Raw genomic sequence first — 22,569 nt, 5'->3', positions numbered from 1 at the left:
GAAGTCGAGGGACCAGCGCGCCACGTCCCTCGACTGCGCTCGGGACAAACGGGTGTGGGTGTGCCTGGCGACCAAGCAACGGGGGTGGGCGTTAGAGGGAAGCTGACACCCAATGCTCCCCTAGCACCGCTCGTGTGGTTCAAGACCGGTGGCGCGGCAGAATGGCTGTTCGAGCCGAAGGACGCGGAGGATCTCGCGCAGTTCCTGAGCGATCTCGACCCCCAGGTCCCCGTCATGGCACTCGGCCTCGGTTCCAACCTCATCGTGCGCGATGGCGGCGTCCCGGGCGTCGTCGTGCGTTTGGGCAAGGCCTTCGCCAAGGTCGAGCGGATCGATGACGTGACGCTCGCCTGCGGGGCAGGGGCTTCGGGCATTCTCGTCTCCTCGACCGCGCGCGATGCCGGTATCGGGGGCCTCGAATTCCTGCGCTCGATCCCCGGCACCGTCGGCGGCTTCGTGCGGATGAACGGCGGTGCCTATGGCCGCGAGGTCAAGGATATTCTCATCGATTGCGAGGTCGTGCTGCGCGATGGCACGCGCCAGACACTGCCGCTGGCCGACCTGCATTACACCTATCGCCATTCCGAATTGCCCGAAGGCGCGATCGTCATCGCCGCGACCTTTCGAGGTCATCCCGATGCGCCCGAGGCGATCCAGGCCGAGATGGACCGCATCGCCGCCTCGCGCGAGGCGAGCCAGCCGCTGCGCAGCAAGACCGGCGGATCGACCTTCAAGAACCCCGAAGGCCACAAGGCCTGGGCGCTGGTCGATGCTGCAGGCTGTCGCGGCCTGATGCTCGGCGGCGCGCAGGTCAGCGAAAAGCATACCAATTTCCTGATCAACACCGGCGCAGCCACCAGCGCCGAGATCGAGGCGCTGGGCGAGGAAGTCCGCGCCCGTGTTCTCGCGCAATCGGGCGTCGCGCTGGAATGGGAAATCCAGCGGATAGGAAAGCCGAGTTCATGACCCTGCCCAAGCTCCATATTGCCGTGCTGATGGGCGGCTGGTCGGCCGAGCGCGAGGTCTCGCTGATGAGCGGCGAGGGCGTCGCCAAGGCGCTGGAATCGCGCGGGCATCAGGTGACGCGGGTCGATATGGATCGGAATGTCGCTGCTGTGCTGGCGGGAATCCGTCCCGATATCGTGTTCAATGCGCTGCACGGTACGCCGGGCGAGGATGGCAGCGTGCAGGGCATGCTCGACCTGATGCAGATCCCCTACACGCATTCGGGTATGGCGACCTCGGTGATCGCGATCGACAAGGTGCTGACCAAACAGGCACTGGTGCCGCACGGCATCCCGATGCCCGGCGGGCATATCGTGCAATCGGAAAGCCTCTATGCAGGCGACCCGCTGCCGCGTCCCTATGTGCTGAAGCCCGTCAACGAAGGCTCGTCGGTCGGCGTCGCCATCGTCAAGGCCGACAGCAATTATGGCGACCCGATTGCCCGCGACGCGATCGGACCCTGGCAGGAATTCGACGAGCTGCTCGCGGAGCCGTTCATCAAGGGCCGCGAGCTGACCACTGCCGTGCTGGGCGACCGCGCGCTCGGGGTCACCGAGCTGCAGACCAAGTCGGGCTTCTACGATTACGACGCCAAGTACACCGACGGGCTGACGCTGCACATCTGCCCCGCCGAAATTCCGGCGGAGATTGCCGAGCGCTGCCTGGAGCTGGCGCTCAAGGCGCACAACATCCTCGGCTGCAAGGGCGCGTCGCGTTCGGACTTCCGCTGGGATGACGAAAAGGGGCTCGATGGGTTGTACCTGCTGGAGGTCAACACCCAGCCGGGCATGACCCCGCTCAGCCTCGTGCCGGAACAGGCGGCGGCGATCGGCATCAGCTATGCCGATCTGGTCGAGATCATCGTTGAACAGGCATTGGGGGGCACCCGGCATGGCGACACGGATTAAGCGCGGCACATCGGCGAAAAGGGGCGCAACGCGCGCCAAGCCGCGCACGGCGCAGCGATCGCGGGCCAACGCGTTCCTCGCCCGGCTGCCCTTTACCGAAGAGCAGATGCAGAAGGCCGCGACCATCGGCATTCTGGGGATTCTCGCGCTGGGCGGCGTCATCACCGCGCAGTTCATGGGGCTGCCCGGCATGGTGCAGGAAGAAATGGCGCTCGCCGCCGGACGCGCCGGGTTCGAGGTCAAGAAGGTCGAGGTCCGCAACGTCGACAAGATGAACGAGCTCAAGGTCTACGAGATCGTGCTCGCGCAGAAGGACCGGTCGATGCCGCAGGTCGACCTCGAGGAACTGCGCCGCGAGCTGACGCGGTTCAGCTGGATCGCCGATGCGCGCATCTCCCGCCAGCTGCCCGATACGCTGATCGTCGACATCGTCGAGCGGGAGCCGCTGGCGGTGTGGGAAGATCGCGGGCGTGTGATGCTGGTCGATGCCGAGGGTGTCGCGCTCGAGCCGAGCCCCGGCCAGATCGATCCCAAGATGCTGCGCATCGTCGGCAAGCGCGCCAATACGCGGATCAAGGATCTCACCAAGCTGCTCGACGCCGCGCCCGCGCTGACCCCGCAGGTCAAGGAGGCTGAATGGGTCGGCAACCGGCGCTGGAATCTGACCTTCCATACCGGCGAGGTGCTGGCGCTGCCCGAGGGCGAGGATCTGTCACAGGCCGCGCTGATCAATTTCGCGCGGATGGACGGGGTCAACCGGCTGCTCGGCAAGGGCGTGACCTATTTCGACCTGCGCGATCCCGAGCGCGCCTATCTGCGCCGTCCGCGCAGCCCCGCCAAGCCCGAAGGCGATGCGCTGGCATCGGCAGCGGACCAATGAGCGGCGGAAAGGGGCGCAAGGGCGGCGCGGCCGTCCCCCGGATCGAGAAGACCTATGGCGCGCTCGATATCGGCTCGTCCAAGGTCTGCGCGATGATCATCGGGCGCACCGACGCGGGCGAGCTGCTGGTGCTGGGCACCGGCCAGCGCGCCAGCGAGGGCGTCAAGCGCGGCTATATCACCGACATGGCGGCGACCGAACTGGCGGTGCGCGAGGCGGTCGAGCAGGCCGAGCGGATCGCGGGGCTCAACATCGACCATGTCCATGTCGGCTGCACCTCGGGCGGGCTGACCAGCACCATCGCGCGGGTCGAGATCGATCTGGGCGGCGGGCGCATCGACGAGGATGATGTCGATCACCTGCTGGCTGCGGGCCGCGAGACGATCCAGCCGGGCGGACGCATGGTGCTGCACGCGCAGCCCGCGCTCTACACGCTCGATGGCGCGACCGGGGTCAAGAAGCCCATCGGCCTCCATGCCGAGCGGCTGGGCGTCGACATCCACGTGATCTTCGCCGATGGCGCGCCGGTGCGCAATATCGACCAGACCGTGGCGGCCGCCTATCTCGGTGTCAGCGGCATCGTCGCTGCGCCGATCGCGGCAGGCACCGCTGTGCTTGGCGAGGAAGAGCGTGAGCTGGGCGTCGCGCTGGTCGAGATGGGTGCGGCGGTGACCAATATCTCGCTCTATGCCGGCGGCATGCTGGTCGGGCTGTTCACCATTCCGTTCGGTGGCGCGGACATTACCGATGCCATCGCCTCGGCCTTCGGACTGCGCCGCGCCGAGGCCGAGCGGATCAAGTGCTTCCATGGGGCCGCGACATCCTCGCCGCGCGACAATCATGACATGATCGATCTGCGCTTGCCCGAAGAGGACAGCAAGCTGGTCGGCGCAGGGGGACGCACCGACGACAAGCATTCGATCAGCCGCGCGCAGCTCGTCTCGGTGATCCGCCAGCCGCTCGACTATCTGATCGGCGAGATCACCAAGGGGCTGAAGGAGCTCGGCTTTACCGGTGCGCAGGGCCAGCGGATCGTGCTCACCGGCGGCTGCGCGGAGCTGCGCGGCCTGGCCGATCACATGCAGGTGGCGCTGGGCCGCACCGTACGGATCGGTCGCCCGACCGGCATCGCGGGCCTTCCCGATGCGCATGCTGGCCCGGCCTTCTCGACCTTGGCGGGGCTGGCGCTGTTCGCAGCGGACGAACCGGTCGATATTCGCAGCGTTGCCTCGAGCTATCAGCAGGTTCACCGCCATTCGGGCGCGGCGGTTCTGCAGCGTTTGTGGCGCGCTCTGGTCGGAAATTTCTGACGATGCGGCGCGTTTCGTCGCTTGCCATGCAGGAAGTGGTGGAAAAACCCGATTTTTTGGGTGAATTCGCGAATCAATCTGTGCAATGTGGTTTTTGGTATTTGCTTCAGAATAATGAAGCAGGGGAGAATTAAGGCATGAGCATCACCATCGGACCGCCGACCGTCGACGAACTGCGCCCGCGCATTGCGGTGATCGGGATCGGCGGGGCTGGCGGCAACGCCATCGCCAACATGATCGCGGCTAGCGTCGAAGGCGTCGATTTCATCGTCGCCAATACCGACGCGCAAGCGCTGAACAGCTCGACCGCCGAGCAGCGCATCCAGCTCGGACCCGATGTCACCCAGGGTCTGGGCGCCGGATCGCGGCCCGAAGTCGGTCGTGCGGCAGCGGAAGAGACCGTCGGTGATATCGAGGCGATCCTGGAAGGCACGCACATGTGCTTCATCGCAGCAGGCATGGGCGGCGGCACCGGCACCGGTGCGGCGCCCGTGATCGCCAAGGCTGCGCGCGATCGCGGCATCCTGACCGTTGGCGTCGTCACCAAGCCCTTCACCTTCGAAGGCACGCGCCGCATGCGTGCCGCCGAAGCGGGCATTGCCGAGCTGCAGAAGAATGTCGACACGCTGATCGTCATTCCTAACCAGAACCTGTTCCTGGTTGCCAACCCGAACACCACGTTCAAGGAAGCGTTCCAGCTGGCGGACGAAGTGCTGCAGCAGGGCGTCCGCTCGATCACCGACCTGATCGTCAATCCGGGCCTGATCAACCTCGACTTTGCCGATATCCGTTCGGTGATGCGCGAGATGGGCAAGGCGATGATGGGCACCGGCGAGGCCGAGGGCGATGGCCGCGCACTGGAAGCGGCCGAGCGCGCGATCGCCAACCCGCTGCTCGATGGCGTGTCGATGAAGGGCGCCAAGGGCGTCATCGTCTCGATCACCGGCGGCGACGACATGCGCCTGATGGAAGTCGACGAGGCCGCCAACCATATCAAGGAACTGGTTGATCCCGATGCCAACATCATCTGGGGCAGCGCGTTCAACCCCGATCTGGAAGGCAAGATCCGCGTGTCGGTGGTCGCCACCGGCATCGATGGCGATGCGATGCAGCAGGGGCAGGAAGAAGCGCGTCCGTTCTCGCTGAACCAGGCGGCACCGCGCGCCTTCGCTGCGCCGACGCCCGCACCCAGCTTCGCCGCGGCCCCGCGCCCGGCACCCGCTCCGGCGCCCGCGCCGGTAGCAGCGGCCGAGCCCGAAGCGCTCGACCTGGGGGTTGCGGCGCAGTCGCTCGACGACGACGCGGGTGCCGACGAGCTGCTGCTCGATCCCGCCAGCGCCCAGATCCCGCAGGAGCCCGCGCCGTTCGTTGCGCCGCCCGCGCAGACTGCCGATCCGGTTGCGAAGGCCCCGCGCGTCGCCACCGGCGGTGGCACCCTGTTCGAACGGATGTCGAGCCTGTCGCGCGGCGGTGCGCGCAGCGAGGACGAGGGTGATGACGACGGTGCCGATGCACCGCCGCTCAACATCCCGCGCTTTCTCGGTCGCCAGAACAATCAGTAATCCCGCTGCCCGCCGGGTGCCTGTGCACCCGGCTGGCAATTGGTTCCCGCAAGCCACCGAATACCGCACACGCCCTGCCGTGCTGTCCGGTCTGCTGCGCTTGCAATCGCTCCTGCAAAGGGCGACTGACGGGGCGATATGGCTTTGACCCCGTTTTTGCGTCACCGCAAACTTCGCTTCGCTACCCTGCTTTGCGCGGTTGCCAGCGTTTCGCTCAGCCCTGCCCAGGCGCAGGAAGAGGGGCCCGATGCGCCCGAGACCGGCTATAGCTCGCTCGACGTCACGCAGCCGCGGGGCACGCGCGAGCTGCAGAATGCGTTGCAGCGGCTGGCGCTCTATCCCGGCGACATCGATGCGCTGATCGATGCGGGCAATGCCGCCCTGCTGCTGCAGGACCCGCAGGCGGCGATCGGCTTCTTCGCGCGTGCGGACGAGATGTCGCCTGGCAATGGCCGGGTGAAGGCCGGGCTGGGCTCGGCGCTGCTGCTCAACGAGAATCCGTACGAAGCGCTGCGTCTGTTTGACGAGGCGAAGAAGCTGGGCGTGCCCGAAACCGTCTATGCCGCAGACCGGGGGCTCGCCTATGATCTGGTCGGCAATTCCAACGCCGCGCAGGACGATTACGAGCTGGCGCTGCGCCGCGGTGCCGATGACGAGACGATCCGCCGCTACGCCCTGTCGTTGGGCATTTCCGGCGACCGGGCGGCTGCTGAAGCCCAGCTGGATCCGCTGCTGCGCAAGCGCGACGCCGCGGCCTGGCGCACGCGCGCCTTCGTGCTCGCCGTGTCCGGTGATGCGGAAGGGGCGATAGCGATTGCCGATGCCACCATGCCCAAGCGCATGGCCGCGTCGATCGAGCCCTTTTTCCGCTTCATGGGCAGGCTCACCCCGGCACAACAGGCCGCAGCGGCGCATTTCGGGCACTTCCCGGCGGCGGCGGCGGTCGGCAAGGACGATCCGCGCAACCGGCAATATGCATCGCTCGGAACGCCGCGCGTCCGTTCGGGGCGCGCCGATGCGGGACTGATTCCGGCGGGCGAGCCTCTCGGGCCGGCGCCCGAGACCAAGAGTCGGCGGGTCGCCAAGGTGGACAAGTCGCAGCGTCGTATCCCGGGCAAGCTTTCGAAGAAGGAGCGCGAGGCGATCGCGCTCGCCCAGGCGCAGGCCGCCGCGCAACCGGTGCCCGTTCAGACGCGCGCCCCGGGTCCCGTGCCGCCGCCCGATCTGCTGATGCCCGGACGCGGTAGCTCAACAGCGCCGTCGCAGCAGACCGTCCAGACGATCCAGAATGTGCAGACCGCGCGCGCGACCGTCCAGCCGTTGCCCGGATCACGCGCGACCGTTCAGCCCCTGCCCGACAGCAGTGCAGCGTCACGCAATGCAGTGGCGGCCCCGGCCAACGCGGCACGTGGCGGCGGCGATCGTCCTGCCCTGGCGACCAACGTCCAATCCGGCGTGCAGCCCGGCGTACAGCCTGACCGACCGGCGGATAACCAGCTCGCGCTCGCGACCTCGGTCAGGGTCACCGACCTCAAGGAACTGCCCGCGCCATCATCCGCGCGCGATCGGGCAGCGCAGGGCCCCCTGATCGGCCCTGACGACAAGGTGGTCGTGCTCTCAGGCATGACCGAATTGCCCCGGCCCGGCTTCACTTCAGTCGCCAATCCGACTGCGGCAACGACGAGCGCGACGCCGCCCCCTCCGCCTGCGACCAGCGCGCCAGGCTCGGCAGCGCCGACGGGTCTTGCAGGCTCTGCGGTGACTTCGACCAATGCCGTTGCGCCGGGGCAGGCGCCTTTGACCTTGTCCAGTTCCAGTCCAGCGGCGGCCAGTGCCGCGACGGCCAGCGCTGGGGCTTCCCCGGCGACCGTGCAGCCGCTGCCATCTGAACCGGAGCCTGCCCGCGTCAGCCTGGCGTCGGTCATTGCCAGCATTCAGGTCCCGGCAGCCGAGCTCGCGCCAGCGGATTATGCGGTCGATGTTACCAAGCTGCCACCGGCACCCAAAAAGCCCGACGAGAAGGAACTTGCCGCCAAAAAGGCGGAAGAGGACAAGAAGCTCGCCGACAAGCAGGCTGCAGACAAGAAGGCCGCAGAAGACAAGAAGCTGGCCGACAAGAAGCTGGCGGACAAGAAGGCAGCGGACAAGCTGGCGGCCGAGAAAAAGGCTGCGGCTGCGAAGAAGGCCGAGCCCAAGCATCCCAAGCGCTATTGGGTGCAGGTGGCAGGCGGGGCCAACCGCGCCGACCTTTCAAAGGAATGGAAGCGGCTGACCACGACCTCGCCCGCCCTGTTCAAGGGCAAGCAGGGCTGGTGGACCCCGCTCAACGCCACCAACCGGCTGCTGACTGGGCCGTTCAAGAGCGCCGACGAGGCACAGGCGTTCGTCAACACGCTGGCCAAGAACAAGCTGTCGGGCTTCACCTTCACCAGCCCGGCGGGGCAGGAAGTGACCGCGCTGGGCAAATAGGCGCCAGGGTTACATCACCGCGTCGCGGATCAGCCGGTGGACGTTGGTGTTCGCCTTCAGCCGGGCGCCGAGCAGGAACACGCCGCCGATCTTGCGCTGGATGAACAGCGTTTCGACCGGGGGAACCTGCCAGAAGGTGCGCTCCTTGGCGAAGGCCATGCCCTCGTCGCGCAGTTCGCTCGTCATCTCGTTGGATGAGAAGTCGAACGGTCCGTCGATGCGTAGCGGCTCGAACGCCGTGTCGAACATGCCCAGCACCGCCACCTTGTGGCTTTCGGGCGCATCGGGATGCAGCATGCCCAGCGTCAGCCCGCCCTCGCGCATCAGGGCGGTATCGCGCTGCATCCCGCCACGCAGAAGCGTGCGATAGGCATTGGCGACCCGGTCGGTCACCACCCGCGTCGCGCCGAAATCGAGCAGCACCAACTTGCCGCTCGCCGGATCGAAGCGATAATTCGCGAAATTTGGATCGGTCTGCATCAGCCGGAAGTCGAACAGCTCGCGCAGCAGCAATCCGACCAGCCGGAGCACGATGCCGTCGCGCGTCGCCTGGTCCATGCTCGCGGTGTCCTCGATCGCGATGCTCTCGACATAATCCATCGCCAGGATGTCGGTGGTGGTGAGGTCGGCATGCAATGCGGGGACGCGGAAGTCCGCATGTCCTGCGAGCAGCTCGCCGAAGCGCGCCAGATGCGCCGCCTCGTGCGCATAGTCGGCCTCTTCGTGCAGCTGCGCCTTGGCATCGGCCAGCATCGGGTCGATGTCGAGCTCGGGCGGCAGCAGGCCGGTGAGCTTGATCAGCGCAGCGACATTGTCGACATCGCTGTCGATGCTCTGCCGCACGCCGGGATATTGCACCTTGATCGCCAGATCGCGCCCGTCGAGCGTCTTCGCGCGGTGCACCTGGCCGATCGAGGCGGCGGCGACGGGCCTGAAATCGAAGCTGGCAAAGCGCTTTTCCCAACCGCGGCCCCAGTTCTGGTTGAGCACGTTGCGCAGCTGGCCCTGCGGCATGTGCTGGGCATCGGCGCGCAGCCGGGCGAGAATGTCCGAAAGCTCGGGCGGCAGAAAGTCGCCGGTGTCCATCGACATCAGCTGGCCCAGCTTCATCGCCGCACCGCGCATCGTCGCCAGCCGATCGGCGATCTTGCGCGCATTGGCAGGGGTCAGCAGTAGGTCGCCGATCGAGGGGCGGCGGCCCTGCGCGAGCTGCTTGGTGCCGTCAACGAGCATCGATCCGGCGACCCCGCCGACCATGGTGCCGAAACTGGCGAAGCGGGAGAGGCGGCCGCTAGGGACGGCCTGGCCGGAAGATCGCGTTCTGGGGGGGAGCATCGGGGTGTGTCGGCCTGTCAGCTTGGCGCGACCGGGATAGGCACGCGCCTCGCCCGCTATGTAGGTGCGCCCCGGCCTAGCTGCAACTCGCCCCGCCGAGCACGCAGAAGCGTGCACAATGCGGATGGTTGAGCGATACAGCGCGCGATGCCTCGGCCAGCGTCGCGCCCATGTCGAAACCGGGATCATGGGGCAGCAGCGTGCACGCCGCGACGGTCGGCGCATGTGCGCCCTTGTGCTTCACCACCATCCGGCTGGTCGCGCACATCATCATATCGGGGCTCTTGCCCAATATGTCCCAGCAGCCGGTGCTGATCTCGGCAATGTCGGCTGCCGCGTCCATTTCCGGAAACATCACGAACTGCTGCGGATTGCCGGTGTCGATGGCAAGGCCGAGGCGTTCGAACAGCGCGGCAAAGCCGGCGCGCGCCTCCGCATCGCTTTCGTGCGCCAGATGCCGCCCTGCGATGGCGATCCGGAAACCGTGGCGTGCCAGCCATTGCAGGCCGGACAAGGCTTTGTCCCAGCTGTTCGCGCCGCGTTCGGCCTCGTGTACGGCCTGTGTATAATGGTCGAGGCTGACGCGGATGGTGAGCCGCTCGCCATGCCGCGCCTTGAGGTCGAGCAGCGCCGCCTCGTGCCGCCGCATCGGGCGCATCGCGTTCGAGAGCACGAGCGTCTCGAACCCGCGCGCCAGGCACAGATCGAGGATCGCGGTGATGTCCGGGTTCATGAACGGCTCGCCCCCGGTCAGCCCGATCTCGCGTGTGGGCAGGGTGCTTGCTGCGATCTCGTCGAGATAGGTCGTGACCTCGGCCAGCGTCAGATAGACCAGCGCATCGTTGCGCGGCGAGCTTTCGATATAGCAGCTGAGGCACGCCAGATTGCACAAGGTCCCGGTGTTGAACCAAAGCGTTTCGAGCCGGGTCATGGCGACGCTCGCGCGCGCTTCGCCCTTGGCGGTGACCAGCGGGTCGCGGAACTTGGCCGGGTTGAGCGGCGGGGCATTGTCGATCGCGAACGGGCTGGCGGCGGTGCTCATGACCTCGACTATATCGCTGCCCGCGCGGTCGCCGCCAAGCACAAATGCGTCAGGCTTCGGCGTGTTTCGCCAGTCTGGATGCCAGCGGGGCCGACAGCACGAGCTGCAACTGGTGATAGATCAGCGCAGGCAGGATGACGATGCCTGCCTGGGGCCCTGCAAACAGGATCGCGGCGAGCGGCGCGCCGGTGGCGATGCTCTTGTGCGATCCGGCGAAAAGCAGGCTGATGCGGTCGGCACGCGGCAGGCCGATGAGCCCGCCCAGCCCCCAGGACGCCAGCATCGCCAACACCAGCATCACCAGGATGATCGCGCACAGGAACGCGAGCGCCGCCCAGCCCAAAGTCTGCATCTTGCCCCCCGCTACCGCAGAGCTGAACGCGACATAGACCGCAAGCGCAATCGAGGTGCGATCGAGCAAGGTCAGCAGCGGTTTGTGGCGCAGCGCCCAGGGGCCGAGCCAGCCCTGCGACGCCTGGCCCAGCGCAAAGGGCAGCAGCAGGATCGCGAGAATTTTGACCACGGTATCGCTGCTGATCGCCGCGCCCCCGTCCGCGCCGATCAGCAGCGCCACGAGCAGCGGGGTCATGACGATGCCGGCGAGATTGAGCAGCGCCGATGCCATGACCGAGGCGGCGATATTGCCCCCGGCGAGCGAGGAATAGCTGATCGCCGATTGCACGGTCGAGGGCAGGATGCCGAGGAACAGCAGCCCGATCACCAGCCCGTGCGGCAGCAGCGCGCCAGGCGCGTGCGATGCCGCCCAGCCCAGCACCGGCATGAACGCGAAGGTGAAGGCGAAGATCACGCCCTGCAACCGCCAGTTCTTCATCGCGACCACCACCTCGGCGCGCGGCAGGCGCAGGCCGTGCAGAAAGAACAGCATGAAGATCGCGACCGAGACGCCGTATCCTGCATAGACCGCCGCCTGCCCGGTCACGGGCAGCAGGGCGGCGACCGCGACGGTCAGCAGCAGCATCAGCACGAACCGGTCGGGAATGAGGCGCGTAAGAATCGACATGCCGTTTCCCCCTGCTATGTTTTGTTCGGTTGCGCAACGATCGGAACAATGCAGCGCCGAATTTTGGGGGAGGGGGCATGGACTGGCAGGCGATCACCGCGCGCATCGAGGCTGCGGTCACCCCGCATATCGGCACCGGCAAGGTCGCCGACTATATCCCTGCGCTCGCGCGGATCGATCCGACCAAGTTCGGCATGGCGATCGTGCTGGGGGACGGGACCATGGTCACGCTGGGCGACAGCCATGAGCCGTTCTCGATCCAGTCGATTTCCAAGGTGTTCACCCTCTCGCTTGCGCTCAAGCATTATGGCGAAAATGTCTGGGACCGGGTTGGGCGCGAGCCCTCGGGCAGCGCGTTCAATTCGATTGTGCAGCTGGAAAATGAAAAGGGCATCCCGCGCAATCCGCTGATCAATGCCGGCGCGATTGTCGTCACCGACATGCTGGTGGCGCGCAGCGGTGCGCAAGCGTTCGAGGCGGAACTGCTTGGGCGCTTCCACCGGCTATCGGGCGATGACAGCATTGCGTTGGACGAGGAGGTAGCGGAATCAGAGTCCGCTACCGGATCGCGCAACCGCGCGCTCGCGCATTTCATGGCCGCGTTCGGAAACATGGCCAACCCGGTCGAGGCGAGTCTTGGCGCCTATTTCCGCCAGTGTGCGGTGCGGATGAGCTGCCGCCAACTGGCGCGCGCCGCGTTGTTCCTGGCGTTCGATGGCTGCGACCCGATCAACCGCGAGCAGCTGGTCACGCGCGAGAATTGCCGCCGCATCAACGCGGTGATGATGAGCTGCGGCCATTACGACAATAGCGGCGACTTTGCCTATCGCATCGGCCTGCCCGGCAAGAGCGGTGTCGGCGGCGGCATCCTGTGCATCGCGCCGGGCCATGGCGCGATCGCAGTCTGGTCGCCCGGCCTCAACGCCTCGGGCACCTCGATGGTCGGCGCGATCGCGCTGGAGGAACTGGTCGAGGCGACCGGGTGGAGCGTGTTTGTTTGACCCGATCTGGCGCAATCATTGGTAAAGGCGAGGGTGATAGCGTCGGCCCATGAACGCCTTCTCACCCATAGTCCCTCTGAGCTCAACGCCCGATTGGGACGGTGCACAGAAGGAAGTGCATCTGTGGCTTGGACGCTGCCTCGATTGCTTTACGCAGGCGGAAAGCAAAGTCGCTGAAGCGCTGTTGCTCTTGGCGCGCAGTTTTCCGAAATGTGTGAAGCTCGGTAAAGCGCATTCTTTCGGCCATAAGCTCCAACTGTTGCGCGAAGTATTGGAGAGCCAATCAGCCCTCGAGGCTAAGCGCGCTCGCCTGGCGCTTCAGTCTCTCGATCGGTTTCAGCCTTTTGTAGAGCTTCGCAATCATGTTTGCCATGGAGCGATGACCGTATACCTGACCCGCGATGGACGCTGGCTAGTGGAACTGAAATTGGTCCAACTGACTTCCTCGACCATCACGACCTCGCAAGTCATGATTGATCCGTGTGCTGCCCAGGTAAAGCTCAACGGCCTACGATCGGTCGTGCAGAGCCTCAGCGCGCAACTGACCAACCTTTGCGCATCATTGGACGTGCAGGAAGCGCCTACCCCATCCGCACCGGCGGTGCAGGCGTCTGGCTGAACCTTGGCGCGGGGGCGGGCTGGAGGATGCCGTCCACCTCGATGAACGTGCCGCGCTCCTTGTTGTGCGGGTGTTCGGGCGCTTCCTTGAGGCTCAGCACCGGGGCGAAGCAGATGTCGGTATGCTCCATGATCGCGCACCATTCGTCGCGCGTCTTCGAAAGGAACAGCGCGGTGAGCTTTTCCTTGAGGGGGCCCCATTGGCGCGGGTCCATCTGCAGGTCGAACGCGGGATCGGAAAGGCCTGCCTTCTCGCGCAGCAGCGCGTAGAATTGCGGTTCGATCGACCCGATCGAGATGAACTTGCCGTCGGCGCATTCATAGGTGTCATAGAAATGCGCGCCGGTGTCGAGCAGGTTGACCCCGCGCTCATCGCGCCACTGGCCGTTGGCGAGGAAGGTATAGGTCATGGCGGAAAGCACCGCCGCGCCGTCGGTCATCGCGCAATCGATCACCTGGCCCTTGCCGGTGCTGCGCGCGGACAGGATGCCGGCGACCATGCCGAACGCCATGAACATGCCGCCGCCGCCGAAATCGCCCACGGCGTTGACCGGGGGAGTCGGCTTCTCGCCCGCGCGGCCATAGCTGTGCAGCGCGCCCGACAGCGCGATATAGTTGATGTCGTGCCCGGCAAGCGGCGCGTAGGGACCGGTCTGGCCCCATCCGGTCATGCGGCCATAGACCAGCTTCGGATTGTCGGCGAGCAGGACGTCAGGGCCGAGGCCCAGCCGCTCCATCACACCGGGACGGAAGCCCTCGATCAGCCCGTCGGCTGCGCGGACGAGTTCGCGGACCCGGGCAATGCCATCGGCTGACTTGAGATCGACCCCGATCACCTCGCGGTTGCGGTTGAGAATATCGCGATTGCCGGAATCGCCGACGGGAGCGCGACCGGTGGCACGCTCGACACGAATGACCCGCGCACCATGATCGGCCAGCATCATCGCCGCAAACGGGCCAGGGCCGATTCCCGCCAGTTCGATGATCGTCACGCCTGCCAGTGCACCCGCCATATCTCTCCACCTTGTTTAACTGATCGATTAAGAGGCGCACGCTAGCGTCGACGGCGTCCAATGCAAGCCCGATTTCGAGGTCAGGCCGCGGGCTGGCACGCCTGTCGATCGCCGCGATGCAAAATGCAGGGTGAGGGTATTGCGGAACAGTGACCTTCCCGTAACGGAAGGTCGATGTTGCATTGCAACAAATAAAAAGGTCAGGATTTCCGCCATTGTTGCCGCACTGCAAAAGTTTAATCAGGGAATTAAAACGAATTGCATTCCGGCAGCCATTGTGACAGCTTTCACTTCGCACCCAACATCACCTTCAGAGTGAGGGGGGCAAAAGCACAACCAACAGGTTGCTTGTGGGAGAAGAGGATGCGCACTTTGTGGAAGCCCGTTCTGGGCTTGCTTTGCACTGTCTCAATGACATCGATGGCTCAGGCGCAGGATGCGCAAGCCGATGACCAAGCTCCGGAGCGCGATGTCATCATCGTGACTGCGACGCTGCGCGCGGCCGATGTGCAGGACATTCCGCTGGCGGTGACGGCGGTCAGCCCGGCCCAGCTCGACCGGCAGAACGTGCAGGACATCAAGTCGCTGACCTCGATCTCGCCCAGCTTCAACGTCCAGTCATCGCAGACCGAAAGCCAGGGCACCTCGATCCGCATCCGTGGCGTCGGCACCACCGGCAACAACACGGGCCTTGAAAGCTCGGTCGGCGTGTTCATCGATGGCGTCTACCAGTCGCGCCCCGGCATTGCGCTGGGCGATCTGCTCGATCTGGAGCGGCTCGAAATCCTGCGCGGCCCGCAAGGCACATTGTTCGGGCGCAATACCTCGGCCGGTGCGCTCAACATCACCACCCAGCGCCCCGACCTGACCGAGGTCAAGGCGTTCGGCAACTTCACCTATGGCAATTACGACTTCTTCAACGTGCAGGCCGGTGTCAGCGTGCCGCTGGTCACCGACCAGCTGGGTCTGCGCATCTCGGGCGCTTATCGTAAGCGTGACGGCTATCTGAAAAGTGCCACCGTGCCGGGTGCGGAGAGCGGCAATCGTGACCGCTATATCGTGCGCGCCCAGCTGCTCTGGGAGCCTTCGCCCGATGTCAGCGTCCGCCTTATCGGCGATTATGCCAAGGCCGACGAGAACTGTTGCGACGCGGTTATCGTGCGTGAGACCGAACTGGTTCCGTTCTTCGCCTTTCACGGCCTGCCCAATAGCGGTGTCGTTGCCTCGGGGCCGCAGGCGCTCAAGCAACTGCGTACCAACAGCCAGCAGTTCAACAACGATACCGAGCAATATGGCTTTTCGGGCGAGCTGAAATGGGACATCGGCCCCGTGCAGATGACCTAATATCGGATCGTACCGCCATTTCGAGGCGTCTTCCGACCAGGAATCGGATTTCGTCGGTCTCAACGTCTTCACCTCTGGCAATGGTGCGGCATCAGCGCCGACCACGCCCAGCAATGGCGGCCCGATCAAGACGATGACCCACGAACTGCGCTTCCAGGGCAGCGCGTTCGACGATGCGCTCGATTTCCTGGTCGGTGCCTATTATTCGGACGAGAAGATCAACGAGATCCAGACGCTGACGCTGGGCCCGGATTACCAGCGGGCAGTGAGCGCCGGCAACTTCGCCAACCTTGCCGGGGTCAATCCGCTGTTCGCGCTGACCGCGCTGGGCAATGGCGGCGTGCCGGTCAATGCGGCGGGCAATTTCGCGATAAACCAGTTCCGACAGGACGCCGAGAGCTTCTCGATCTTCACGCATAACGTGATCAACTTCACCGACAATCTCAGCCTGACGCTCGGCGCACGCTATGTCGACGAAAAGAAGCGGGGCAGCTTCGATCAGTTGGCCGCCAATTCGCCTGCCTGCCAGGCGATCGTCAACGGCGTGATCACAGGAGCGATCCCCGCAGCGCTTCGCGCCGGTGCGTTGGGCCTGACCTGCTTCCCGTTCGCGACGTCGGTCGGCATCACCGTGCCGGGCACGGGCGGGACCGTGCTTGCCAGTTCGATCCCCGGCTTGCCGCTGCCGCGTGAATATAATCTCGTCTTCAAGGATGACGAGCTGACCTATACCGCGCAGCTCGCCTATAACAGCAACAACGGCTTCCTGGCCTATGCGGGATTCAGCCATGGCTTCAAGTCGGGCGGTTTCAACCTCGACCCGGCAGCGGCCGCCCTGGGTGCCGATCCGCGCTTCAATTCGGAAAAGGTCGATGCCTATGAAGCGGGTATCAAGACCGAGTTCGCCAATGGCCGCATCCGCGCGAACCTTGCCGTATTCCACATGGACATGAAGGACTTCCAGGTCCTCGAGTTCACCGGTGTCCAGTTCCAGACGTTCAACGTCGGCGCGGCCAAGTCGACCGGTGTCGAGCTGGAAATGTTCGGCCAGTTCGAATCGGGCATCTCGGTCAATGCTGCGGTCACCTATGCGGATGCCCGCTATCCGCGCAATTGCGCTGCGGGCGTGGTCGGCACGGCGCAGACGCTGGCGACGATCCGCAGCCTTTGCGGTGCGGACCTCACCAACGCGCCCAAGTTCACCGGCGTGTTCGGCATCACCTATGACAAGGAGATCACCGATTCCGGATGGAAGATGCTGGCCAATTTCAACATCAACTATTCGGACGACCGCCGCACCAGCACCTCGCCGCTGGACAGCAATGGCCTGCCGATCCCGCTCGACATCCAGGAAAGCTATTTCAAGATGAACGCGCGGCTTGGCTTCACCACGCCGGACGACCGCTTCTCGTTCGAACTGTGGGGCACCAACCTCAACAACGAGATCACGCGCGGCATCACCGCCAACACCCCGCTGCGCGGTGGTGCGGGCACGCGTTCGCGTATCGGTTTCGTCGAGGAACCGCGCATGTACGGCATCACCGTGCGCGCGAAATACTGACGCAAGGGATTGATGGGGGACACCGCCTGATCGGACACCATCGGGCGGTGAACATCAGTGACCTGGGGCGGCACCGGCTACGGTTGCCGCCCCTTTTTTCATCGTGATCGGTGGCCAGTGGCCGGCCCGGTCACTGCTTGGAAAAGGCATCGGCGATCGAGCAGGCCGCCGGGCCGAGAATGACGACGAACAGCGTCGGCAGGATGAAAAGGATCAGCGGCACGGTCATGATCGCTGGCAGGCGTGCGGCCTTTTCCTCGGCGCGCATCATGCGCTCATTGCGGAATTCGGCCGAGAGCACGCGCAGCGCGGAGGCAAGCGGCGTGCCGTATTTCTCGGTCTGGATCATCGTCGTCACCACCCCGCGCACCGATTCCAGCGCAACGCGATACGCCAGGTTTTCGAAGGCCTGGCGGCGCTCGGTCAGGAACGCAAGTTCGATCGCGGTCAGCGCGAATTCATCGCCCAGCTCGGGATAGGCGCGGCCCAGTTCCTTGGCGACCCGGTTGAAGGCGGCATCGACGGTGAGACCCGCCTCGGCGCAGATCACCAGCAGGTCGAGCGCGTCGGGCAGGCCCTTGCGGATGGCGTCGGTGCGCTTGGTGATCATGTTCTGCACGAACAGGTCCGGCGCCTTGTAGCTGCCGATCAGGATGGCAGCGAACAGGCCGAATTTCTTGATCGGCGACCAGTCGGGCACCAGCACGTCCAGGCCGTAGATCAGCAGCGCGGCGAGGCCGCCCAGCGCGATCGGTAGCACCATGCGGCCGAAGATGATCGATACCGCCACGTCCTTGGAGCGGATGCCGGCCTGGGCCAGCTTCTGCTGCGCGGCCTTGAGCTGTTCGTCCTGCAGCACCCTCAGGGATTGCAGCGTGCTGCGCATCTTGTCGGTGGTGTCGTTCTTGTGAACGATCTTGGCGCGCTTCTTGGCGGTGGAGGCGGTGATTCCCGCCTTGAGCTGCTCGCGCCGCTCGTTCAGCGCCTTGACCCGCTTGGCCATGGGATCGCGCACCGTGGTCGCGGCATAGATCGCGATCAGCACCGCGAGCGTCGCCACCGCAGCGAGCAAGGTCGCCACGAAGATCACGTCGATTCCCATCAGGGTAGGATTGGCTGCTTCCTGCATCGTTCCTTGCCCCCGATCAGATTTCGAAGCTGACCATCTTGGCCATGATGAACACGCCGATGCCCATCCACACCAGGCCGCCGATGCCGGCGATCATCAGCCGTTCCTCGACGAAGAAGCCGGCCAGATATTCGGGATTCACCCACCAGATCATCATGAACACCAGGAAGGGCAGCGAACCCACGATATAGGCCGATGCCTTGGATTCCGAGGACAGCGCCCGGATCTTGAGCTTCATCTGCGCGCGCGAGCGAAGTACGGCGCCGAGGTTCGAGAGCGTTTCGGCAAGGTTGCCGCCGGTCTCGCGCTGGATCGCGAGGGTGATGCAGAAGAAGTTGAATTCAGGCGTCTGCAGCCGGTTGGCGCTTTCCTGCAACGCGTCTTCCATCGATCGGCCGATCTTGATCCGCTCGGTCACCAGCTTGAATTCCTCGCCCACCGGGCCGGGAATTTCCTTGGCCACCACGGTGAGCGTCTCGGTCACCGGTAGGCCCGAGCGCAGGCCGCGCACCAGCAGGTCGATCGCGTCGGGAAAGCGTGCGGTAAACTGGTTGAGGCGCCGCTTGATGAAATGGCCGACCACCATGTGCGGCAATCCGAAGCCCAGCGCCGAACCGACGAACAGGCTCATCATCAGCTGCCCTGTGCGGAAATAGACTGCCATCGCGACAAGCAGGCCCAGGCCGGCCACGACCTGCCCGAACTGGACCACGGACCAGTTCTTGCCGGTCATCGCCAAGCGGCGCGCGAGCATCTGCACCTTGGTAAGCTCTTCGCCGGTCTGGTTGAAGCGCGGCTTGCGGTTGGCGATGGCCTTGCGCATCTGCGCCTCGACCTTGGCGCTGGCATTTTCGCTGTAGCGCTCGCGCACCATCAGGATGCGGCGCTGCAACTCCTTGCGCTCCGACGGGCCGGAAAACGCCATGACGAGCAGACCGAAGACGCTCGCAATGCCCGCCGCCAACAGCAATGTCTGCACCATTTCCATGCGCTCTTCACCCGCGATTTCGGGCCGCCGCTGGCCAACATGGCGCGGCGGTACCGGTTACTTCTTGGCGGCCTTTGCAGCCTTGCCCGGCTTGGCCGGAAGCAGCGACTTGAAATCACCAAACTTGCCGAGCAGCGACTTCTTGGCGCCGCCGGTGTCTTTTTCCGCTGCGGCCTCTTCCTCGGCCAGGCCGAGGCACCGATCGGTTAGCGCCTTCATCACCGCGCCAGCCTTGGTCGACTTGCCCGCCTCGCAGAAAGGCTGACCCAGCTTGGCAGCCTGGGCGGCGGTCTTGGGATCGGCGGGGATGAGGAAATCGATCTTGCGCTCGATGGTGGTTTCGAAATCGGCCCGGCTGATCTCCAGCGCGGCCGGTTGCACCTTGTTCGCCACCACTATCACCCGCGCAGCGGGTGCGTTCGACTTGAGCCAGGCAAGCAGCCGGATCGCGTCGCGTGCCGAGGCGAGCGTCAGCTCGGTCACCAGCACTGCCATGTTGGTCTCGGCGACGAGATGCGGATAGTCGATCAGCATCTGGCGGGGAAGGTCGACCACGGTGTTCTCGAACGCGTGGCGGAATTCTTCCTGCAGCTGGAAGAAGGCGGTGCCGTCGGTGATCAGCGGTGAGCTTATCGGCGCCTCGGCCGAGAGGATCGACAGCTTGTCATTGGCCTTGATCATCGCACGTTCGATGAACAGGCCGTCGATGCGGCTGGGATTGTCGATAGCGTCGGTAAGACCGCGACCTGGCTCCAGGTCCATGGTCAGTGCGCCGGTGCCGAAATGCAGGTCGAGGTCGAGCAGCGCGGTCATGCGACCGGCATTCTTGCTGAGCTGCCATGCGAGCGACGTGGCCACGGTCGATGCGCCGACGCCGCCGCGCGTGCCGATGACCATGATGCCGACATGCGCGCGCTCGATCGCCGCTTCGCCTGCCTTGGGTGCGTTCAGCATCGCCTGCGCCTGCAGGATGGTATCGCGGATCTGATCCGGCCCCACGGGCTTGAGCAGATAGTCGTGCAGGCCGCTCGCGATCAGGTCGCGATACAGCCGCACGTCGTTGACCTGGCCCATGGCGATCACCACGGTACCGGGCTCGCAGACCTCGGCCAGCGCGTTGATGTCATTGAGCGGATCGCCCGATTCCGAAAGATCGACCAGCAGGATGTTGGGGCTTGCGGTGATCGACAGCGACTGGACTGCATTGCGCAGGCCGCCCTTGCTGCACTTTTCCGGCGGCCAGCCCATGTTGATCGCCATCGCGCGCACGATGTCGAGCGTCGCCTCGTCGCAGACAAAGGCCGCGAACTGGTCGCGATTGGCCGTCATGCCCGGTTTCCAGGGTGCGTTCACTGCTGCGATCCTCCCTGCTGGGTCGCGCCCTGCTTCAGGCCCTGAGCGCCGGTCGGCGGGGTCTCGCGATATTGCTTGATGGCGGTGTCCGAACGCTGGGTCGAGGTGGTCAGAGCCCCCGGCTCGCCCCGCACCAGATCTTCCTTGTTCGCGACCATCGCCGCGACATTCGCGTTGAAGGCACAGCCGAAATTGCTGCTGGTCGCGTTGCGATAGTTCATCTCGAGCTTGGTCTTCCAGTCGGGACAGCCCGGCACCTCGGCAGTGCTGCGCGTTACCACGACCCGTACCGCACCGGGTGCAATCTCGCCGGTGGTGACCGGTGCCACGTCGTTGACCAGCAGGCCATGGCGCGAAGCTGCGGCCTCGATCGCGGACTTGACCACGACATTGCGGCCGGCCGGATCGTCGATCGAGACGCGGTCGCCATAGCCCAGGTCCATTGCCTCGAACCATTCGGCCAGCCGGCGCTGCTCCTGCGCGGGCAGCGATCCACCTGCCGCGTTCAGGTCGAGCGTGTAGTTGCTCCGCGATACGACGGCCTGGTGGACGCTATCCAGGCCCCGGTTGCTGGCCATGTTGCCGCAACCCGACAAGGTCAGGATGGCCGCTGCTGCGATAGCTGCATGATAAGCGCGCATTGCTAATCTCCTCAAAGCGGGTTCTGGCCTCAATCGAACGAAAAACCGGGGGCCGCAGCGAGACCGGCAGACTTGTCACCCTGTTTCGCCTTGCCCTGTCTGGCCTCGCGCTGCGGCTTGGACGCAGATTGGGGCAGTGCGCGCGGCTGATCGGGCAGCGCGCCGAAATCCGGCCCGCCCCTGCCTTCTGTCGGTGCAACGCTCGGCTTGGGACGCTCGCCGCCAGAGACACCATCCGCATTCTGATGGTTGATCAGGCGCTGCAGATCGTCGGGAGAGCGATAGCCGTCGGTGGGCAGCTTGATGTCGTTGGCGTTGACCGGCTTCACCAGATACGGCGTCACGACGATCACCAGTTCTGTCTCGCCCTTGCGGAAATTGGACGATTTGAACAGATTGCCCAGCACGGGCACGTCGCCGAGACCCGGGGCCTTGTCGACCAGATTCTGCGAGTTGTTGCTGAGCAGGCCGGCGATCATGAAGCTTTCCCCCGATCCCAGTTCCACCGTGGTTTCGGCGCGGCGAACCGTCAGCGCGGGCACCTGGAAACCGTTCAGCGTCACCGATCCGGCGGACGACAGTTCGGACACTTCGGGCCGTACGCGGATCGAGATCCGGCCATTGGCCAGTACCGTCGGCGTATAGGCCAGGCTGACACCGAAATTCTTGTATTCGATCGTGGTGGTGCCGAGGCCCTGGTTGATCGGGATCGGAAATTCGCCGCCCGCCAGGAAGTCAGCGGTTTCGCCCGACAGCGCGGTCAGGTTGGGCTGCGACAGCGTGGTCACGAGCCCGACCTGCTCGGCGAGGTCGAACGCGCTGGCGATATCGACGCCGAACAGACGTCCTGCAGCCTGAATAGCGGTCTTGCCGTCGAGCACGTTGTTGAAGGTGGTGGTGGTCCCCCCGGTGACGAACTGGCCGGTCGACGGGTTGAACGGCAGGCTGAGCGAGCCCGCCGGCAGGCCGAACTGGGCCGAGGCATCGATGCGCGGCAATGTGCTGACGTCAATCGTGTTGCCGATCGCCGCAAAATTGCGCGATGCGCGGCTGACGCCGAACTGGAAGCCTCCGGTCAGGTCACGCGTCAGCAGGTTCGCGCCGATTTCCTTGACCAGCGATCGGCTGACTTCGGCAATCCGCACCTGCAGGTTGACCTGCATCGGGGTGGCGGTGGAGAGGCGGCTGATGACCTTCACGTTATCGCCGACAAAGGCCTGGACCAGGCGCGCGGCTTCGGCGCTGTCCTCGGGCGCACCCACCGTTCCGGTGAGCAGCACCACGCCGTTGAGCGTGCTGACGCGCACCTTGGCGTCGGGCATGGCCAGCATCAGCATCTGGTCGACCGAATCGATGTTCGACCCGACGCGCACGGTGGCCGAATAGACC

At 65.2% G+C, this 22,569-nt stretch carries 19 protein-coding genes; 10 read left to right on the top strand and 9 right to left on the bottom strand.

Annotated elements, in window-relative coordinates; genetic code table 11:
- Positions 1-132 precede the first annotated feature (132 nt).
- The 6 genes from murB to AX735_RS05500 all read left to right on the top strand — a co-directional run bounded on the left by murB (position 133) and on the right by AX735_RS05500 (position 8,134).
- Entirely contained in the window at positions 133-966 is an 834-nt protein-coding gene (gene murB, locus AX735_RS05525) for a UDP-N-acetylmuramate dehydrogenase (RefSeq protein ID WP_446471785.1), read from the top strand.
- Positions 963-1,913: a D-alanine--D-alanine ligase gene (locus tag AX735_RS05520; protein WP_066276909.1), complete on the top strand. Its 951-nt coding sequence runs from the start codon at positions 963-965 to the stop codon at positions 1,911-1,913. The genes murB and AX735_RS05520 overlap by 4 nt, the downstream gene beginning before the upstream one ends.
- Positions 1,897-2,793 carry a cell division protein FtsQ/DivIB gene (locus AX735_RS05515; RefSeq protein ID WP_066276907.1) on the top strand — a complete coding sequence of 299 codons (897 nt, stop codon included), beginning with the start codon at positions 1,897-1,899 and terminating at the stop codon, positions 2,791-2,793. The genes AX735_RS05520 and AX735_RS05515 overlap by 17 nt, the downstream gene beginning before the upstream one ends.
- Positions 2,790-4,103 carry a cell division protein FtsA gene (gene ftsA, locus AX735_RS05510; RefSeq protein ID WP_171007796.1) on the top strand — a complete coding sequence of 438 codons (1,314 nt, stop codon included), beginning with the start codon at positions 2,790-2,792 and terminating at the stop codon, positions 4,101-4,103. Before AX735_RS05515 ends, ftsA begins: the two co-directional genes overlap by 4 nt.
- 137 nt (positions 4,104-4,240) lie before the next feature.
- Positions 4,241-5,665, top strand: a complete 1,425-nt coding sequence (gene ftsZ / locus AX735_RS05505) for a cell division protein FtsZ (protein WP_066276905.1) — start codon at positions 4,241-4,243, stop codon at positions 5,663-5,665.
- A gap of 138 nt (positions 5,666-5,803) precedes the next feature.
- The gene (locus tag AX735_RS05500; RefSeq protein ID WP_066276902.1) at positions 5,804-8,134 is read left to right on the top strand and encodes an SPOR domain-containing protein; all 2,331 of its coding nucleotides are present in this window, start codon (positions 5,804-5,806) and stop codon (positions 8,132-8,134) included.
- 9 nt (positions 8,135-8,143) lie between these two features.
- Here the strand turns inward: AX735_RS05500 and AX735_RS05495 are convergent, their stop codons facing one another.
- The 3 genes from AX735_RS05495 to AX735_RS05485 form a co-directional block, all read right to left on the bottom strand.
- On the bottom strand, positions 8,144-9,469 hold the full coding sequence (locus tag AX735_RS05495) for an ABC1 kinase family protein (protein WP_066276899.1): 1,326 nt from the start codon (positions 9,467-9,469) through the stop codon (positions 8,144-8,146).
- A gap of 76 nt (positions 9,470-9,545) precedes the next feature.
- Positions 9,546-10,511, bottom strand: a complete 966-nt coding sequence (locus tag AX735_RS05490; RefSeq protein ID WP_066276936.1) for a radical SAM protein — start codon at positions 10,509-10,511, stop codon at positions 9,546-9,548.
- A 49-nt stretch (positions 10,512-10,560) separates the two neighbouring features.
- Positions 10,561-11,532 (bottom strand): bile acid:sodium symporter family protein, encoded by a 972-nt coding sequence (locus AX735_RS05485; RefSeq protein WP_066276896.1) that lies wholly within the window; start codon positions 11,530-11,532, stop codon positions 10,561-10,563.
- A 77-nt stretch (positions 11,533-11,609) separates the two neighbouring features.
- Here AX735_RS05485 and AX735_RS05480 point away from each other — a divergent pair, with 77 nt between their 5' ends.
- Positions 11,610-12,533, top strand: coding sequence for a glutaminase (locus AX735_RS05480; protein ID WP_066276891.1), 924 nt, complete (start codon positions 11,610-11,612; stop codon positions 12,531-12,533).
- A gap of 49 nt (positions 12,534-12,582) precedes the next feature.
- Positions 12,583-13,152, top strand: a complete 570-nt coding sequence (locus tag AX735_RS24885; RefSeq protein WP_156447430.1) for a hypothetical protein — start codon at positions 12,583-12,585, stop codon at positions 13,150-13,152.
- On the opposite strand, the gene AX735_RS05470 is transcribed toward AX735_RS24885, so the two are convergent.
- Complete coding sequence (locus AX735_RS05470; protein WP_066276884.1) at positions 13,115-14,164, bottom strand: CaiB/BaiF CoA transferase family protein; 1,050 nt, start codon at positions 14,162-14,164, stop codon at positions 13,115-13,117. The two genes, AX735_RS24885 and AX735_RS05470, sit on opposite strands and share 38 nt — an antisense overlap.
- A gap of 411 nt (positions 14,165-14,575) precedes the next feature.
- Between AX735_RS05470 and AX735_RS05465 the strand changes: the two genes are divergently transcribed.
- Both AX735_RS05465 and AX735_RS05460 read left to right on the top strand, forming a co-directional pair.
- Positions 14,576-15,508, top strand: a complete 933-nt coding sequence (locus AX735_RS05465; RefSeq protein WP_202189507.1) for a TonB-dependent receptor plug domain-containing protein — start codon at positions 14,576-14,578, stop codon at positions 15,506-15,508.
- A 1-nt stretch (position 15,509) separates the two neighbouring features.
- Positions 15,510-17,069, top strand: coding sequence for a TonB-dependent receptor domain-containing protein (locus AX735_RS05460; protein ID WP_446471787.1), 1,560 nt, complete (start codon positions 15,510-15,512; stop codon positions 17,067-17,069).
- Between the two features lie 130 nt (positions 17,070-17,199).
- Here the strand turns inward: AX735_RS05460 and AX735_RS05455 are convergent, their stop codons facing one another.
- The 5 genes from AX735_RS05455 to AX735_RS05435 all read right to left on the bottom strand — a co-directional run.
- On the bottom strand, positions 17,200-18,198 hold the full coding sequence (locus AX735_RS05455; protein WP_171007799.1) for a type II secretion system F family protein: 999 nt from the start codon (positions 18,196-18,198) through the stop codon (positions 17,200-17,202).
- A 16-nt stretch (positions 18,199-18,214) separates the two neighbouring features.
- Positions 18,215-19,186 carry a type II secretion system F family protein gene (locus AX735_RS05450; protein ID WP_066276876.1) on the bottom strand — a complete coding sequence of 324 codons (972 nt, stop codon included), beginning with the start codon at positions 19,184-19,186 and terminating at the stop codon, positions 18,215-18,217.
- A gap of 57 nt (positions 19,187-19,243) precedes the next feature.
- Positions 19,244-20,539: an AAA family ATPase gene (locus AX735_RS05445; RefSeq protein ID WP_066276872.1), complete on the bottom strand. Its 1,296-nt coding sequence runs from the start codon at positions 20,537-20,539 to the stop codon at positions 19,244-19,246.
- A complete protein-coding gene (locus AX735_RS05440; RefSeq protein ID WP_066276868.1) occupies positions 20,536-21,180 on the bottom strand; it encodes a CpaD family pilus assembly protein in 645 nt (214 codons plus the stop codon). The genes AX735_RS05445 and AX735_RS05440 overlap by 4 nt, the downstream gene beginning before the upstream one ends.
- A 29-nt stretch (positions 21,181-21,209) precedes the next feature.
- Positions 21,210-22,569 (bottom strand): type II and III secretion system protein family protein (locus AX735_RS05435; RefSeq protein WP_066276864.1); only part of this gene is annotated, 1,360 nt, incomplete at its 5' end.

The organism is Blastomonas sp. CCH1-A6 (assembly GCF_001556365.1).
Lineage (GTDB): Bacteria > Pseudomonadota > Alphaproteobacteria > Sphingomonadales > Sphingomonadaceae > Blastomonas > Blastomonas ursincola.
Note: the sequence above shows the minus strand (reverse complement) of the source record. Positions and strands in the feature narration are given on the sequence as shown.

Excerpts from the sequence above, each read along its gene's own strand:
- AX735_RS05520 (WP_066276909.1), top strand. The coding sequence starts at position 963 with ATGACCCTGCCCAAGCTCCATATTGCCGTGCTGATGGGCGGCTGGTCG.
- AX735_RS05515 (WP_066276907.1), top strand. The coding sequence starts at position 1,897 with ATGGCGACACGGATTAAGCGCGGCACATCGGCGAAAAGGGGCGCAACG.
- ftsA (WP_171007796.1), top strand. The coding sequence starts at position 2,790 with ATGAGCGGCGGAAAGGGGCGCAAGGGCGGCGCGGCCGTCCCCCGGATC.
- ftsZ (WP_066276905.1), top strand. The coding sequence starts at position 4,241 with ATGAGCATCACCATCGGACCGCCGACCGTCGACGAACTGCGCCCGCGC.
- AX735_RS05500 (WP_066276902.1), top strand. The coding sequence starts at position 5,804 with ATGGCTTTGACCCCGTTTTTGCGTCACCGCAAACTTCGCTTCGCTACC.
- AX735_RS05495 (WP_066276899.1), bottom strand. The coding sequence starts at position 9,469 with ATGCTCCCCCCCAGAACGCGATCTTCCGGCCAGGCCGTCCCTAGCGGC.
- AX735_RS05490 (WP_066276936.1), bottom strand. The coding sequence starts at position 10,511 with ATGAGCACCGCCGCCAGCCCGTTCGCGATCGACAATGCCCCGCCGCTC.
- AX735_RS05485 (WP_066276896.1), bottom strand. The coding sequence starts at position 11,532 with ATGTCGATTCTTACGCGCCTCATTCCCGACCGGTTCGTGCTGATGCTG.
- AX735_RS05480 (WP_066276891.1), top strand. The coding sequence starts at position 11,610 with ATGGACTGGCAGGCGATCACCGCGCGCATCGAGGCTGCGGTCACCCCG.
- AX735_RS24885 (WP_156447430.1), top strand. The coding sequence starts at position 12,583 with ATGAACGCCTTCTCACCCATAGTCCCTCTGAGCTCAACGCCCGATTGG.
- AX735_RS05470 (WP_066276884.1), bottom strand. The coding sequence starts at position 14,164 with ATGGCGGGTGCACTGGCAGGCGTGACGATCATCGAACTGGCGGGAATC.
- AX735_RS05465 (WP_202189507.1), top strand. The coding sequence starts at position 14,576 with ATGACATCGATGGCTCAGGCGCAGGATGCGCAAGCCGATGACCAAGCT.
- AX735_RS05455 (WP_171007799.1), bottom strand. The coding sequence starts at position 18,198 with ATGCAGGAAGCAGCCAATCCTACCCTGATGGGAATCGACGTGATCTTC.
- AX735_RS05450 (WP_066276876.1), bottom strand. The coding sequence starts at position 19,186 with ATGGAAATGGTGCAGACATTGCTGTTGGCGGCGGGCATTGCGAGCGTC.
- AX735_RS05440 (WP_066276868.1), bottom strand. The coding sequence starts at position 21,180 with ATGCGCGCTTATCATGCAGCTATCGCAGCAGCGGCCATCCTGACCTTG.